This window comes from Bacteroides sp. An269 (genome assembly GCF_002159755.1).
GTDB lineage: Bacteria > Bacteroidota > Bacteroidia > Bacteroidales > Bacteroidaceae > Phocaeicola > Phocaeicola intestinalis.
This window is the reverse complement of record NZ_NFJG01000011.1, coordinates 1-16,057: the sequence shown is the minus strand read 5'-3', so window position 1 is coordinate 16,057 and position 16,057 is coordinate 1. Positions and strand designations below refer to the sequence as shown.

General features: G+C 47.9%; 14 protein-coding genes and 1 riboswitch. Of the genes, 2 read left to right on the top strand and 12 right to left on the bottom strand.

The window, feature by feature from the left end; translation table 11 throughout:
- Position 1: 1 nt before the first annotated feature.
- The 12 genes from B5F71_RS04040 to uxuA all read right to left on the bottom strand — a co-directional run bounded on the left by B5F71_RS04040 (position 2) and on the right by uxuA (position 11,772).
- On the bottom strand, positions 2–1,489 hold the full coding sequence (locus B5F71_RS04040) for a hypothetical protein (protein ID WP_087207874.1): 1,488 nt from the start codon (positions 1,487–1,489) through the stop codon (positions 2–4).
- Positions 1,490–1,522: 33 nt separating this feature from the next.
- A complete protein-coding gene (locus B5F71_RS04035; RefSeq protein WP_013617834.1) occupies positions 1,523–1,864 on the bottom strand; it encodes a cupin domain-containing protein in 342 nt (113 codons plus the stop codon).
- Between the two features lie 34 nt (positions 1,865–1,898).
- Positions 1,899–3,194 (bottom strand): hypothetical protein, encoded by a 1,296-nt coding sequence (locus B5F71_RS04030; protein ID WP_087207871.1) that lies wholly within the window; start codon positions 3,192–3,194, stop codon positions 1,899–1,901.
- A gap of 785 nt (positions 3,195–3,979) precedes the next feature.
- Positions 3,980–4,243 (bottom strand): helix-turn-helix domain-containing protein, encoded by a 264-nt coding sequence (locus tag B5F71_RS04025; protein WP_158098032.1) that lies wholly within the window; start codon positions 4,241–4,243, stop codon positions 3,980–3,982.
- A gap of 97 nt (positions 4,244–4,340) precedes the next feature.
- The gene (gene bioD, locus B5F71_RS04020; RefSeq protein WP_087207867.1) at positions 4,341–4,988 is read right to left on the bottom strand and encodes a dethiobiotin synthase; all 648 of its coding nucleotides are present in this window, start codon (positions 4,986–4,988) and stop codon (positions 4,341–4,343) included.
- A gap of 11 nt (positions 4,989–4,999) precedes the next feature.
- On the bottom strand, positions 5,000–5,752 hold the full coding sequence (gene bioC, locus B5F71_RS04015) for a malonyl-ACP O-methyltransferase BioC (protein WP_087207865.1): 753 nt from the start codon (positions 5,750–5,752) through the stop codon (positions 5,000–5,002).
- Positions 5,737–6,402, bottom strand: a complete 666-nt coding sequence (locus tag B5F71_RS04010; protein WP_087207863.1) for a pimeloyl-ACP methyl esterase BioG family protein — start codon at positions 6,400–6,402, stop codon at positions 5,737–5,739. The genes bioC and B5F71_RS04010 overlap by 16 nt, the downstream gene beginning before the upstream one ends.
- Before the next feature lie 86 nt (positions 6,403–6,488).
- Positions 6,489–7,661, bottom strand: coding sequence for an 8-amino-7-oxononanoate synthase (locus B5F71_RS04005; protein ID WP_087207860.1), 1,173 nt, complete (start codon positions 7,659–7,661; stop codon positions 6,489–6,491).
- A gap of 79 nt (positions 7,662–7,740) precedes the next feature.
- The gene (bioA, locus tag B5F71_RS04000; protein ID WP_087207857.1) at positions 7,741–9,024 is read right to left on the bottom strand and encodes an adenosylmethionine--8-amino-7-oxononanoate transaminase; all 1,284 of its coding nucleotides are present in this window, start codon (positions 9,022–9,024) and stop codon (positions 7,741–7,743) included.
- Positions 9,014–9,970: a biotin synthase BioB gene (bioB, locus tag B5F71_RS03995; protein WP_087207855.1), complete on the bottom strand. Its 957-nt coding sequence runs from the start codon at positions 9,968–9,970 to the stop codon at positions 9,014–9,016. The genes bioA and bioB overlap by 11 nt, the downstream gene beginning before the upstream one ends.
- 33 nt (positions 9,971–10,003) lie before the next feature.
- Positions 10,004–10,483, bottom strand: a complete 480-nt coding sequence (locus B5F71_RS03990) for a hypothetical protein (protein WP_087207853.1) — start codon at positions 10,481–10,483, stop codon at positions 10,004–10,006.
- 95 nt (positions 10,484–10,578) lie between these two features.
- On the bottom strand, positions 10,579–11,772 hold the full coding sequence (gene uxuA / locus B5F71_RS03985; protein WP_191764388.1) for a mannonate dehydratase: 1,194 nt from the start codon (positions 11,770–11,772) through the stop codon (positions 10,579–10,581).
- 503 nt (positions 11,773–12,275) lie between these two features.
- A riboswitch (cobalamin riboswitch) is annotated at positions 12,276–12,461 on the top strand.
- 25 nt (positions 12,462–12,486) lie between these two features.
- On the opposite strand from uxuA, the gene B5F71_RS03980 reads away from it, so the two are divergent.
- Positions 12,487–14,874 carry an anaerobic ribonucleoside triphosphate reductase gene (locus tag B5F71_RS03980; RefSeq protein ID WP_087207851.1) on the top strand — a complete coding sequence of 796 codons (2,388 nt, stop codon included), beginning with the start codon at positions 12,487–12,489 and terminating at the stop codon, positions 14,872–14,874.
- A gap of 4 nt (positions 14,875–14,878) precedes the next feature.
- Positions 14,879–15,361: an anaerobic ribonucleoside-triphosphate reductase activating protein gene (gene nrdG, locus B5F71_RS03975; protein WP_022039569.1), complete on the top strand. Its 483-nt coding sequence runs from the start codon at positions 14,879–14,881 to the stop codon at positions 15,359–15,361.
- Positions 15,362–16,057: the final 696 nt, after the last annotated feature.

The window sequence follows — 16,057 nt, the reverse complement described above, 5'->3', positions numbered from 1 at the left end:
TTTATTTGTCAGACAAAGACACTTGATTATTTTCTTTATCCCATGTCAGATTAACATTACTTTCATCAGCTGCTTTTATGTCAAAGTTTTCATATCCGGAATATTCATAACGGAACATCGTTTTTCCTCCATTATAAAGCAATGCTTCCGGAGCTACACTGTAAGAAGTTCCGTCCACATAATCTTCTCCTTTCTTCAGCAGCAATTCTCCTCCGCCAAAATCCATATTGACACCTTGACCGTAAAACAAATCCCGAGTTTGGGAAAAATCGCGTAACGTCGTATTCCAACGTCCCAGCTTAATGCAGCAAGCTGCTTCTCTTACCGCAGGACGAGTAATGAATCCAGCCTCTGCCATTCTGAAATCTACCGGACCGCTTTGCGACACTTCGATGCTTCCATCATTGATGACATTCACCTGCAAATCTTCCCCTCCGGCACCCATCAAGTCACAATACATGCCATAACCTTGACTTACCGAATTAGAGCGTTCACTTCCTTCAATGGCAATGCTGATACGGCCTCGGTTCACCAAAGAAGGCATCTGCGTACGTCCGCCCGACAATGGGTCGTACATCGCACAAACAACAGGATTCTCAGCGTTGCCCACAGCGGTATATCCTTCAGGAAGGTCAACCATGGTCAAGTCAACCACACCATTGTTTATCAAATTAGAATCCTCGTAACGGGTCATGCAAAGTATATAACCAGGCAACCGCATCTGCATCGTACCATCGTTTATCACATTCGATTTAGTACCGCCCGTAGTAATCATACGCGCGTCTTCGCATATATCCAATTCTGCGGTCATGACACCGTTATTGAATGCGGAAATGCTATTGCCGAATGTTGCCATACCACGCAAACGGGTAGCAACAGAGCCGTTTCCATAAAAATGAATTTCGCCGTTATTAATCATCGATGAGTTTCCGCCTCCGTTCATTCCTATGACATAAATCGTAGAAGTCACAGACGGATCATGGTCAAAATACACATTGATGACCCCTTCATTAATAATCGTACTATTCGTTCCGACAAACATGGCGATCAAACGAAGATAAGTATAAGGACGTTCCGGGTCATCCGGAGTCTGAATCTGGTCCTTATACCGTTCCACTAAGTCTTTGGTATGAATGGTAATGGTTCCCCGGTTGATAAGCACTACATCCTCTACCGTATTCAACGTATCCATTGCAAGCATCCCGCCATTATCCGTAAAGTTAATGCCAGCCATAGCGCAACAATTAAGCGTTGTCTCCGTCACACGGCCACTTGTCGTCAGAATAGTGGAAGTCATTTCGAATACCACATCGTCCTCGCTCACCCCCAAGACAATATCTTTCGTATTGACCACCGTAGCACCCGACTCGCCCGTTATCAATATTTCTTCCTCTTCTTCCGGAACGAATGCAGGCTCTTCATCCTCCGAGCAAGACGATATGGCAAACAGCAATATGCCCCAAAACCATAATCCAATAAATTTTTTCATCGAGAATCAACTGTTTTGGTCCGATACTCATGCTTATTTATCCCACGGAAAAACCGTCTTGACTGGAGCGAACACATCAATGGCTTCTGTCTCACCGATAGCTACAAAACCATGAGGCACATCTGCGGGAACCAAATAAGCATCACCTTCTTTCAGTTCGTATTCCTTATCGCCAATCGTAAGGCGGAAACCACCCTTGATGACATATCCGAATTGTTCCTGCGGATGCGTATGCATACCTACCACACTTTGGTCAGACATATTCCAGTGCAATACATTCAGATTCTTGCCCATGGCGAAATCTTGACGGATTACACCTTTACCCATATCTACTTTTTCTACTTCTTTGTGATTAATCACCATCTTGTTGTCCATAATTTTCTGCATTTTAATTGTATAACATAAATTCTTACTTACTGATTATACATGTGTCACCCCGATGCAAAGCAACAGGAAGCTGATAAACCAATTCAGATACATCAGGCAGTACACCTCCATCCTCCAATATTAAGTTTAGCTCCGACAAGTCAAAACACGCACTTTGGCACACGAACAAGTCGTGTGTCTGCGAGAAGTCACGGCTGTGCGTTTTCCATGTACCGATTTTCAACTTCACCGGATTGTCTTCTTTCAACTGCATGTTCACGCCCAATTCTCCCGTTACATAATTCACAGGCCCTTCTTGAGTTACTTCCACTGTCCCTTCATTGGAAACGAAACGAACCGGAGTTTCCCCATTATCTTTATTTTCCATCTGATAATAAAATCCGAAAGCAATCGCATCAGGACCAGAAGCTTTGCTACCTATCAAATGCACCTTAATCACTCCCCTATTGACTATCGGACTCGGCAATAAAGCACCCGGACGGAAATGCTCATACATACCCGTGGCCATTGGCGGGAAATTAAATAAATAAGGAATCTTCCCTTCAATCAAAGTGGCCAATGAAGTAACATAAATTTCACCGTCATTAAGCATTTGTGTACCTGTCACGCTTCCCATCGTCATCACACGTCCGGCCACACGCACTTCAATACGCCCTTTATTCCAAAGCGAACCATACATACCGGCTGTATGTAACACACGGGTTTGGAAAGCACGTTCCACATCTACCGTAATCAGTCCTTCATTCACCACATGCAAATGGTCGGCTACACCTCCTACGCCACGCACCAATGCTTGCCAGGAACCATTGCCATAGAAATGAATTTCGCCTTTATTAACCAACATCGAATCAGCTTCCGCCCACATGGCACAACAATACATCGTAGTCTCGGCATCGGCGTCATGATCCATATAGACATTAATGACACCTTCGTTTATCAATACCGAATTTGCACCTGCAGCCATTGCATACCCACGCAAGGCATCTACCTGATAAGCATCCCCACACCGCTGTGCATTCCGAATATGAGCAGCATACAATTCTTTGAAATGAATGTCAATGACACCTTTATTTATAAGGGTAGCATTCGGAGCCAACATCATATCTCCTAGCGAAGAAGGATCTTCCGTCAATGCCACCAATCCACAAATCACATTATTCTGCAGCTTCCGGCTGACATTGAATTGTGCTCCGGCGGCATAACGGTAAATAAACAGATTCTGTTCCGAGGCATCTTCTATGCTTAAATGAAGTTCATTGACAGCATAAGCTCCTTCTCCAACTATCATCGCTTGAGGTGATACGATATTTTGTTTCATATCCGATTCCTGTTTTATTCAATTCATAAAATTATTTTTAGCAATAAGCCCACATTACTCAAATGCATTTCAAAACTAGCACAAATCAAAAACTTAACCAATCTCCGACTTCTATATCTTATATCAAAAAGTCCGGAAAGATGTATCAAAAGCCTATTAGCACAGTATCAAAATATCCTAAATGAATATCAAAAAGTCTATTTATCACTACTTGCCAGTGATTTACAACAGCCGGCAACATGCAATATATAATGCATCACTTTTTCAGATTACATTTTAAACCTATTTTGTCTGAACACAAAATTCACCCATTAAATAAGAAATAAAATGTATCTTATGGGCGTAAATATACTTATTATTTTATCAAAATGCAATCTTTTTAATGTATATTCATCATATTAAGAACAAAGTTAGTCAGTACAAGTTAACATGCCCTACAAAGCAGGCTAGAAAAGTTTCATGAAAATCACCACTATGTCTCACGAAAATCACATCAGGAAAGCAATAAACTGATTATCAAAAGATCTCTCCTTTCAGAAACTGTTTTGAATTAATCAAAGAATCAAAACAGTTAAAGTTGCTGATTGGGTCATATTATCAATCCAAACGGTATCTTTTTATAGTTTCCATCTCAAAACCGTACGTTCTCCAATTGAAAACCGTACGTTCTCGATATGAAAACCGTACGGTTTCCATATGGAGAACGTAAAAAGAAGACAGTTTGAAACAGATACTGAACCTTTCAATCATACATTGATTTGTATCTGCCAAACAAACATAGGAACTTATTTTTCCTCGTCCAACGAAAGTTCTCTGCTTCTAAATTCAGAAGGCTTCATGCCATACCGCTTATGGAACTGGATATTAAAAGCCCCTTTAGACATTTGAGCTTCTTTGGCGATTGCATCCAACGTCCACTGTGGTTGCTCACGCATTAAGCGGACAGCATAATCAAGGCGGCAATTTTGTATGTACTGGGAAAAGCTGCAACCGGCAAACACCTTAAACAAAACCGCAAACTTATTGGCTGGGACATGAATCTCTTTCAACAATTCCTTCTTGTTAAATCCCGGACACAGATACAGCCGGCGGCTCATGATTTCATAACTCACACGATCGTATAATGCACGATCTCTTTCCCTTTACTCACTCCGGAATATACGGCACCACTTCCAGACGTGCCTCCGGATATTTCTCCTTCAGCAAATGCCGGATATACTCCTCCGTGTCTTGGCGAATCAGTGCATCATCTTCTTCGGGGAAAAGGTTATAAACCAGCGTATGCAGACGGATACCCCGCCGGTCTGCCGCCTCCAGGCTCAGCAACAAATGGTTGATGCTCCCCAGCCTGCCCGAGGTAACAAACACCAACGGATAATGATGCCGGGCAATGTAATCAATGGTCAGCAAATCGCGGGTCAAGGGCACCATCAGCCCTCCCGCTCCCTCCAGCAACACGGCGTCATAGCGTCCGCTCAGCGTTTGCGTAGCCCGCTCTATCTTATCGAAATCAATCGGGCGGCGGTCTATCTCCGCCGCCAAGTGCGGCGAACAGGGATAACTGAATATCTCGGGCATCGTCAGCCGCTCGTCGTCTTCGCGGAGCCAGCCCGTGCCCATCAGCCGGCGGTGCAGCGCGATGTCTTCCGATACGTCTTCATTACCCGTCTGTACAAGCTTTTGCGTAATGGTGCGGATGCCTGCTTCGTTCCACTTCCGCGCCAGATAACCCGTGGCATAACTCTTGCCGATATTGGTATCAATACCACTTACAAAATACACATTGTCTTTCATCTTTCGTTCTTTTAGTTCATTTTACATACTATATAAATAGGATGATACGTCAGCGGAACCGTCCCGTCGGGAGCGGCATAACGTCCGGCATAACGCATACTGAAGTCTGCCAGCTTCTCCCGTGTCCAATGGCAGGGGCGGATGCCTGTCACACCCGTATCTTTCAGATGCCTCAGCACGTCCAGCGGAGTCGGGAAAGAAAGCTGCACACACGCTTCTGATGCATGGACGATGTGATATGCCTCGGATAGTGCCACCTTCAGTTCGTCCAGCGGACGGTAAGGAAGCCCGGCATCCGTCAGCGCACGGATTTCTTCGGCATTGCGGGGACCGAAGGTGCTGAAGGCAAGATAACCACGGCCGGACAACAGCTTGCGGCATCCCAACAAGAAACGTTCGGGCGCATCGAACCACTGCAACGCCGAGCACGACATAATCAAATCCTGGCCGGAAGGGAAATCAAGCGCCTCGGCATCCTTTGCCACAAAACTTACCTGCCCGCCCAGCAAGTCGGCGAAATAAGGTTCCACTTCCGGACAAAGGTCGTTCAGCACCAGCCGCTCCGGACACCAACGGTGCAAATAGGCACGGGTGAACAATCCGGTTCCGCATCCGATTTCGAGCACCCGGTGATGCGAGTCCGGCGACACATACCGCCCTATCAGGTCTGCCATACGCAAGGCAATGTCGCGTTGCACAAATGCCTGACGCGGATAACTGCCCGAAGCCTTGGCAAAACGATGACGGATCAGTGCCTTGTCCATACAGCCTCCTCTCCCGAAAGCAGGCGGTCGAACAATGCGCCGCCGTAATGCGCCACGTCTTTTTCAATGACCGCAGTCCCCCTCCACGCCTCACGCTGGTTGGCAGGAGGAAAGATTTTATCGCCCGTCCCGACGATTGCCTTGTCCCATACGAAAGGAGCGGACGGACGGCGCACGTACTGCTCTAACGCCTGCAGCTCTTCGTGCAGTTCCGGTACCGGACGGTAAGGCGCGTGCGACAGAAATTCTTTCACCTGCTCCGCCGTCCCGCAAATGCGCCGGCGGAAACGTACCAACGCCGCATCCGAAAAATTCTCCAGCGTAGCGCGGAAGATAGCTTCGGGGATTCCCTTCCGGTCATCTATCGGGAAGGGCGTACCGCCTATGGCAAGCCTCATCTGCCACGGATAATCCTTGCCTGTCAAGACTTGTCCGGCAACCCACACGCCCATCGACCAAGCCAGCAGGCGGATTTCGCGATAACCGTCCAGCAGCGAATAGTCGAAATCCAACGTGCGGTAATCGAAACACAACAGGTAATCGTACCCGTCTTCCACCGGACGGCTGAACAGGTGTTCGTCACTTCCCCACCCTGCAAAGAAAAGCAGCAGCCGGGGATTGTTTTCTTTCTTTATAAATCGTTGTTCCATATTGTTTTTTCACAAACCATTTTGTTACATTCTAATGGGAATCCGTCCTGCATTGTGCAGCAAGCTTTCCGGCGTGACATATATATTTAAGTCCCCCCTTCGGAGGGAATTGAGGGGGCTTCAATGGCTTCTACCAACCGTTCCATCTCTGCTTCGGGCAATGCCGCCGTGAGCGACAGGCGCAGGCGTGAGGTGCCTTCGGGAACCGTGGGCGGACGGACGGGGAGGACATAAAACCCGTTCTGCTGCATCTCCGCCGCCTTGAGGACAGTCTTTTCGCTCTCACCCACCACCAACGGAACAATGTGGCTCTCCGAAAGACAAGGATAACCCGCCCGGCGGACTGCTCCGCGCACCTTCTCCGCCATCGAAGCCAGCCGGATGCGGCGGTCTTCCCACCCGTCCAGCCGCGAAAAAACGAATTTGGTCCACGCCACGTTGAGCGGCGGAAGCGCCGTGGTAAAGATAAGCGTCCGCATCCGGTTGACCAAATAATCGTGCATCAAACGGCTGCACACTACGTATGCCCCAACCGAAGCCAGCGCCTTGCCGAACGTGCCGCACAAGAAATCAATGTCCGCCAGACAGCCCTGCTCTTCGGCTATGCCCAGCCCCCGTTTTCCCCGCACGCCGACGGCATGTGCCTCATCGACATAAAGCATCACATTCGGATAAGCCTTCTTCAGCTCCGCCAGTGCGGCAAGCGGAGCCACATCGCCATCCATGCTGAACACGCTTTCGGTCACGATGATAAGCCTATCGAAAGCGGCATGATGTTTCTCCACCAGGCTCTGCAACTGCCTGTAATCCTGATGGCGGTAGCGGATGCACCGCGCCGCCGACAAGCGGATGCCGTCTATCAGGCTGGCGTGCACCAGCTTGTCGGCAAGTATCAGCGTATGGCCATCCGCCACAGCGGGCAGGATGCCCGTGTTCAGGTGATAACCGCTGCTGAACGTCAAGGCACTTTCACGCCCGAACCGTCCGGCAAGCAACACTTCCAATTCGCGGTGCACCGCAAAATTGCCCGTCAGCAGACGGGAAGAGGAAGCCGAAAGCAGGCGGTCTCCCTCCGGCACACTGCGGAGAAACTCCTCTTGCAAGCCTCTGTCGGAAGCCAGCCCCAAATAATCGTTCGACGCAACGTTCAGCATCCGCCGTCCGTCTTGCCCAATCCATACCCCGTCGTGTTCCGCTTCGGGCAAGGTGCGCAGGTTGCCTTCCCGCGCCAATGCGTGTAAAGTCTGTTCTTCTTTCATATTGCTTTGTTTTTTCACCACAGATTACACAGATTAATTAAATAAAAAATTTTTATTAATCTGTGTAATCTGTGGTGAATTATATCTCGCCCACTATCTTCACCAGCCCCGAAGTGAGCTTCGTCAGTTCATCGGGACGGATGACAAACGGCGGCATTATATAAACCAATTTACCGAAAGGACGAACCCAGATGCCTTCCTCCACAAAGCGTCGTTGCATCCATGCCATGTCCACCTCCCGCTTCGTTTCAATCACTCCGATGGCTCCCAAGACCCGCACATCCGCCACTTGCGGAAGCATACGGGCAGGCTCCAACTCCCTGCGCAGTTGCGCCTCGATGCGCTCCACTTTCTCCTGCCAGCCATACGACAACAACAGGTCAATCGAAGCGCACGCCACCGAGCAAGCCAACGGATTGCCCATAAACGTAGGACCGTGCATAAACACACGAGGCTCGCACGATGAAATGCCTTCCGCCACTCTTGCATTGGCAAGCACCGCCGAAAACGTCATATATCCTCCGGTCAGCGCCTTGCCGATGCACATAATGTCCGGCTCTACGCCGGCATGTTCCCAGGCGAACAGTTTTCCGGTACGCCCGAAACCGGTGGCTATCTCGTCGAAAAGCAACAGGACACCGTATTCACGGCACAGCTCCGCCGCCTCGCGCAGGTATTGCGGATGATAGAAACGCATGCCACCCGCACCCTGTACGATGGGTTCCAGTATCAGTCCTGCCAGTTCTTCGTGATACTTTTCCATAATCTCCCGCAACGGAAGGATATCGCTTTCGTCCCACTCGCCTCCGAAACGGCTTTCGGGAGCCGGCGCGAACCAGCGTACCGGCAATGCCGGACCAAACAGGCTGTGCATTCCCGTCACCGGGTCGCACACCGACATGGCGTTCCACGTATCTCCATGATATCCCGAACGGATGGTCACAAAATTACTCTTTCCGGAATGTCCCATCGCATATTGGTATTGCACCGCCATTTTCAGCGCAACCTCTACAGCCACCGAACCGCTGTCGGCATAAAAGATGTGCCGCATCGAGGGCGGGACTATCTGCAACAGCTTCTTGCCTAAGGCAATGGCTGGCTCATGAGTCAGTCCGCCGAACATCACGTGTGCCATATCTTTCAATTGCCTTTCGACAGCTTCATTCAGTTCGGGGCGGTTGTATCCGTGCACGGCGCACCACCACGAAGACATGCCGTCTATCAGCCGGGTACCGTCCGCCAATGTTATCACGCATCCTTCCGCCCGTTTTACCTTGTACGTAGGCAACGGGTCGACCGCCGATGTGTAAGGATGCCACAAATGGTCGCGGTCGAACTTATCAACAAGTTTATCAACATTCATAACCAGCATTTTTTATCCGTTCTACATCTTCTTGTACCTTCGAACCCAACGTGGTAAGCAAATCGCCCACAATCGCCGAATTGATTCCGGCATACAACGCACGGCTCACGCATGCCTCGCTTAACCTTGAACGCCCTCCGGCAAAGCGCAGATAAGCTTCGGGATTTACCAGCCGGAACATTGCCACCGTGCGCAATACCTCTTCTTCCGATAAAGGAGCGACTTTTTCCAACGGCGTCCCTTTTATCGGCTGCAACAGGTTAAGTGGAATAGACTGTATATCCAATCCGTGCAACGTAAAAGCTAATTCCACCCGATGACGCATCGTCTCGCCCATCCCGATGATGCCTCCGCTGCACACTTCCATCCCTATGCGGCGCGCCGCCCGGATGGTTTCTATTTTCTCTGCCTGCGTATGGGTGGTGCAGAGATTCCCGAAATAAGAAGGTGCCGTCTCCAGGTTGCAATGATAGCGGGTAACGCCCGCCTCATGTAAGGCACGTAACTGAGCCTCATCGGCAAGCCCCAACGAAGTGCATAGATGTATCCCACTATGCATACGCAAATAAGCGAAACGCTCGCACAAAACCTTTATCTCCTTATCCGAAGGACGCTTGCCGCTGGTCACCAGCGAGAAACGGTTCACGCCTTGCGCTTCATTCAACCGAGCATGACGAAGGCATTCTTCTTCCGACACCAGACCATATACCTGCACGCCCGTATCATAATACGCAGACTGGGCACACCATTTGCAATTCTCCGGACACCGTCCCGATTTCGCATTGATAATGGAACACATATCAAACTTCCGTGAAGCACACCTCACCGTAATCCGATGTGCCGCCTCACACAACACGTCCAACGGGGTTTCTTCGGCAACCCTCAGCACCTCATCGGGCTGAAGCAGCTTCCCTTCGTAAACAGCTTTCTCTACTCTTTCTATCATTTGAGCTTATAAGTCTTTAGGTTGAAACGCAGATTAGCGCAGATTTTCGCAAATAAAAAAATAATTATATCTGCGAAAATCTGCGCTAATCTGCGTTTCAAAAAACATTAAAAGCGGAATGAGAGAAACCCGCTTGCGAGCCTTTCCCATTCCGCTTCCTATATTATATAAAGGTATATAACGCTCCGGACAAACAACAGATTTACCCGAAACCGATACCACTCTCAGCATCAAGAACAGAAGCAATACGGCATTCACTACCTGAGATGCGGACACTAAGATTCCTCCGCCCCCGTCATCTACAGCATCTTCCGCCATTCTCTCGTCAACGGACGTTCTCTGTTCCCGGTTCTCAGAAAAAGATTTGTTCTTGCTCAATGCCGCATCGGCAATGCTCCGGCATACATGCCCGATTGTCACAACAATGCGCAGACTCACGAACACGGCATACCCTTTCCGGCTCCACCGACGGAACCGGATACTGCCTGCCTTATGTGAACAAACCTTCTTCATGTTTTTACGTTCACCACAGATTACACAGATTAATTAAATTATTATTCTTAAATTTCATCTAATTAATCTGTGTAATCTGTGGTGAAAAACAAATATCAATATTCCACTTTAATATTCCGTTTCATCTCGTCTTCCACTACAGCCATCATGCCTTCTACCTGTGCCAAAGCCAACATACGGCCGTGGAACGAATAGCCAGCATTGTAGCCTTTGTCTTCATCGCCCAACATCGTGCGCCCATGATCTACACGCATCGGAAGCCCCGGCTTTATTTGTTCGAAAATACGAATCAAGTCGATTACATGACCACGACCTTCCAAGTGCGAACTTTCGATAAAATTGCCGCCCGGCATAGCCGCCGTACTGCGCAGATGTACAAAATGCGTACGCGAAGCAAACTTCTTCGCCAATTCACGCGTATCGTTATGCTCGCCTGCGCTAAGCGAACCGGCACAGAATGTCAAGCCATTGTGCGGATTGTCTACAGCATTCAAGAACCAAGCGATATCCTCTTCATTGGTCACGATACGCGGCAAGCCCAGAATCTGGAAAGGAGGGTCATCGGGATGCACACACATATTCACGCCGTATTCTTCGCATACCGGCATAATGGCAGCCAGGAAATAACGCATGTTCTCACGCAACGCAGCACGGTCGATTCCGTCATACAATGCCAACAGGTTGCGGAAAATAGCCACCGGATTCTTGTCACCTTCCTTGATATTTCCGTTTACGAATCCCTGTGTCTTCACGATAATCGAATCAATCAGTTCGTCTTTCTCGGCTTCGGTAATCACTTTATCCAGTTCAGCCACCTTGCGCAGTTCTTCTTCCGTATAGTCCGCCTCGGCACCTTTACGTTTCAGAATCATCGTATCGAAATAAGCGAAACGTACGCGGTCGAAATACAACGAACTGGAACCGTCTGCCCACGGATGCTGCAAGTCGGTACGCACCCAGTCGATGACCGGCATAAAATTATAACATACCGTCTTCACGCCGCATTTGCCCAAATTGGCAAGGCTCACCTTATAGTTCTCAATCAGCTGGTCGCGTTCCGAACCGGCATATTTGATAGCCTCGCACACCGGCAAGCTTTCCACTACCGACCATCTCAACCCGTACGATTCGATGTATGACTTCAAGTCATTAATAGCCTCCTCGGTCCATATATCACCATTGGGCACTTCATGAAGTGCGGTCACAATACCTTCTACGCCGATTTGGCGCAACATGGGAAGTGTAATCTTATCTTTCTTCCCAAACCATCTCCAAGTTTTTTCCATCATATATACGAGTTCTTGAGTTTTTAAGTTCGTAAGTTTTATCAGTTCTTTGAAAAAAGACGGCGAAAGTTATCAAGAATATTCCAAATTGACAAATTTCTGAAGTAATATTTAAAAAGTATCAGCCTGTGCTTCTGTTTATGCATACAGGCATTGTCTGTTTCATACAGGATAAATGAGCTTTACCAATATAATTTGACCACCCTTGTGCCGCGAGAATATATATACATTGGCAATTGCAGATACATGAACTGCTATTGAAACCTATCTTCGTTCTGCAATCATACTGGCTAAAAGAAAACCTTCACTGACGAGCCAGGCCAATACCGGGAATGTGGCTTAACAAAAAAAATCAGAATGTCAAACAAGAAACATTCATTATAAATTAAGTTTTCCAATAAACAGCGATACAAACCACTAAATCGGCATTTTTATTTTCAGAAGTTATTCAATTTAGACAACCTCAGCAAAAGTACATTTTGAGAAATGTGCCAAATCACTACCTTTGCAAATGTTTTTCTTATGGTAACAAAAAAGTTTCAATAGGGAATGCCGCGCACATCGGCAACAGTACCCGCTGCTGTGATTTCCAAAACTCGGGACATGCAAATGCAGCCACTGCCTCGAACAGGTGGGAAGGCGTCTGCAGAGAGGAATCAGTCAGAAGACCTGCCATGGAAAAACAGAATTTATGTTTCACTTAAAAACACAAGACGTATGAATACTGCAGACATTTGCATTATCAAACGGGACGGAAAGCGGGAAGACTTTTCGGCATCCAAAATCTCGAATGCCATCGGGAAAGCATTCCAGGCTACAGGCTTGGAATGCCAAGAAGCATTGATTGATGAAATCACCCAGCGGGTTATTTCACATTTCGAACATCCAACATTAAATGTAGAGGAAATCCAAGACCTCGTAGAAAACGAACTGATGAAAGTACAGCCCGAAGTAGCGAAGAAATACATCATCTACCGCCAGTGGCGCAATACCGAACGCGAGCGCAAAACACAGATGAAACACATCATGGACGGCATCGTGGCAATAGACAAGAACGACGTGAACCTGAGCAACGCCAACATGTCGAGCCATACGCCTGCCGGACAGATGATGACCTTCGCCTCGGAAGTCACCAAAGACTACACGTACAAATACCTGCTGCCCAAGCAATATGCCGAAGCGCACCGCATGGGGGATATTCATATTCATGACCTAGATTATTATCCCACCAAAACCACCACGTGTATCCAATATGACTTGGATGACCTATTCGAACGGGGATTCCATACCAAGAACGGAAGCATCCGCACGCCCCAGTCTATCCAAAGCTATGCCACACTGGCTACCATTATCTTCCAGACCAACCAGAACGAGCAGCACGGAGGGCAAGCGATTCCGGCATTCGACTTCTTCATGGCAAAAGGCGTATTGAAAAGCTATCAGAAAGCGATTGTAACGGACATTGCTTTCTATATGGAAATGAAAGGTACGCCGATAGACGAAAAAGCCCTGATGGAACACGTACGCAAACACCTGACTTCGATAGAACCGGACACAAAAGCCCGAAAAGCTTTCCTTACAGCGCTGGCAAACGAAGGCTGCTTCCTCACCGAAGAAGAATCGGCGCACATCCTGCACTCCGCCCACAAGCAAGTGCGGAAAGACACGCATCAGGCTATGGAAGGATTTATCCACAACCTGAACACCATGCACTCGCGAGGCGGGAACCAAGTGGTATTCAGTTCCATCAATTACGGAACGGACACTTCTCCCGAAGGACGGATGGTCATCGAAGAACTGCTCCAAGCCACCGTTGAAGGACTGGGCACGCAAGGCGAAGTGCCGGTATTCCCCATCCAGATATTCAAGATAAAAGACGGGGTATCCTACTCGGATGCCGATTATCAGAAAGCAATGACCGACTTTGAAGCGGCACTGAACGGCGGAATGACCTTCGAGGCACCCAACTTTGACCTGTTTCTGAAAGCATGCCGCACTACGGCGAAAGCCCTTTTCCCGAACTTCATGTTCTTAGACACCCCGTTCAACCAAAACGAGAAATGGAACCCGAACGACCCGAAGCGATACCGCTACGAGCTTGCCACCATGGGATGCCGCACCCGTGTATTCGAAAACCTGAACGGCGAAAAGACCAGTCTGGGACGGGGAAACCTTTCGTTTACCACAATGAACCTGCCCCGCCTTGCCATCGAAGCACGCCGGGAAGCAGAGCGCACATCGGGAAATCAAAGCCAGGAGTCCATCGAACAACACGCCAAAGAGCTGTTCCTGCAATCGGTGCACCGCATGTCGGAATTTATCGGAGAACAACTGTATGTCCGCTACCAATACCAGCGGACCGCCCTTGCCCGCCAGTTCCCGTTCATGATGAGCAACGATGTATGGAAAGGAGGAGGCAAACTGAATCCGAACGATGAAGTGGGCGACGTATTGAAACAAGGCACGTTGGGCATCGGCTTTATCGGCGGACACAATGCCATGACCGCACTTTACGGCACAGGGCACGGGCATAACCGCAAAGCATGGAACACCTTATACGAGGCAATAGAGGAAATGAACCGGGTAGCAGACGAATTCAAACAGAAATATGGACTGAACTACTCGATACTCGCCACGCCTGCAGAAGGGCTTTCCGGACGTTTCACCCGTATCGACCGCAAGAAATACGGCATTATTCCCGGTGTGACAGACCGTGATTATTACGTCAACTCGTTCCACATAGACGTAAAAGAACCCATCAGCATCGTTGAGAAAATCAAATGCGAGGCACCGTTTCACGCCTTAACACGGGGTGGACACATCACGTATGTGGAACTGGACGGCGAAGCGCAAAAGAATGTGCGCGCCATTACCAAGATTGTCAAAGTGATGCACGATGAAGGCATCGGCTACGGTTCTATCAACCATCCGGTAGACACATGCCATAACTGCGGATACCGGGGTGTAATCTACGACAAATGCCCCATCTGCAACAGCGAAAACATCCTCCGCATGCGCCGCATCACAGGTTATCTGACCGGGGACTTAAACAGTTGGAATTCTGCCAAACGTGCCGAAGAACGCGACCGGGTAAAACATCATTAAAAAAGTGCTCCATTACCTCTACACATATCCCGAAACCATTGTCGACGGTGAAGGCATCCGCTTTTCCATCTACCTTGCCGGATGCAGCCACCGTTGCAAAGGATGCCACAATCCTGAATCGTGGAATCCGTCAGCTGGGTTTCCTTTGACAGAAACGGCAATCAAAACAATGATTGACCAGATTAACGCCAATCCGCTGCTGGACGGCATCACATTCTCTGGAGGAGACCCTTTCTACAATCCCAAAGAATTTCTGCCGGTTATCCGGAAATTCCATGAATATACCAAACTAAATATCTGGTGTTACACCGGATACACCTACGAAACATTACTTGCCGACCCTCTCCGCCGACCAATCCTCGACTATATCGACGTATTGGTAGACGGGAAATTCGAACAGGCATTATATTCTCCCTATCTGGAATTCCGCGGCAGCAGTAACCAACGTATCTTAAAACTGAAAGATAAATTTAACATTTCACCCTAAAAAGCAACATTGAAGTTACGTTTTCATCATGTTCATTCATCAAAGATAAATCTATCATTTCAGCTATAAAAAGCAATCGTTATCGCGCACACTATTACCGTTTCCGTACACGAATATGCTATTTACGGCATATCAGAATAAATACGAGATGATTTACATCAAGAAATATTGCATTTTTTATAATAAATCCTTTCTGTCTATTGCAGAAACACAAAAAAGCTATACCTTTGCATCGTGGTTGTGAAACCAATAAGCATTAACTAATAGGTATTAGATGACATATACAAAAACTAAAGGTATTAGATTAAGGTAAACAATTCAAAGCAAAAAGGTATTAGATTTAAGGTATTAGATGTTTTTGTTTTTTAGGTATTAGTAATAAGGTAAGTTTTCAGGAATTAGATTCAATAGGAATTAGATGAATTGCTTTGAGGTAAAAAGAGAAAGAAAGGATAACAGAAACACAAACAACTGAATGATGATGAAACAAGAACCCTATTATGGGGGTTCTTTCGGAAGTCGGCGGTATTCATAAAAAGATGAATATCGTTTTTTTGTGTCTATTTCCGCCATACACCTGCCAGACAAATCGAGTAGGAGGTAAACACTAATCATAGGTGTTTATCTCCTATTTTCATGTTTACCGACCTCTCACACCACCGTACGTGCCGTTCGGCATACGGCGGTTCCTATTTT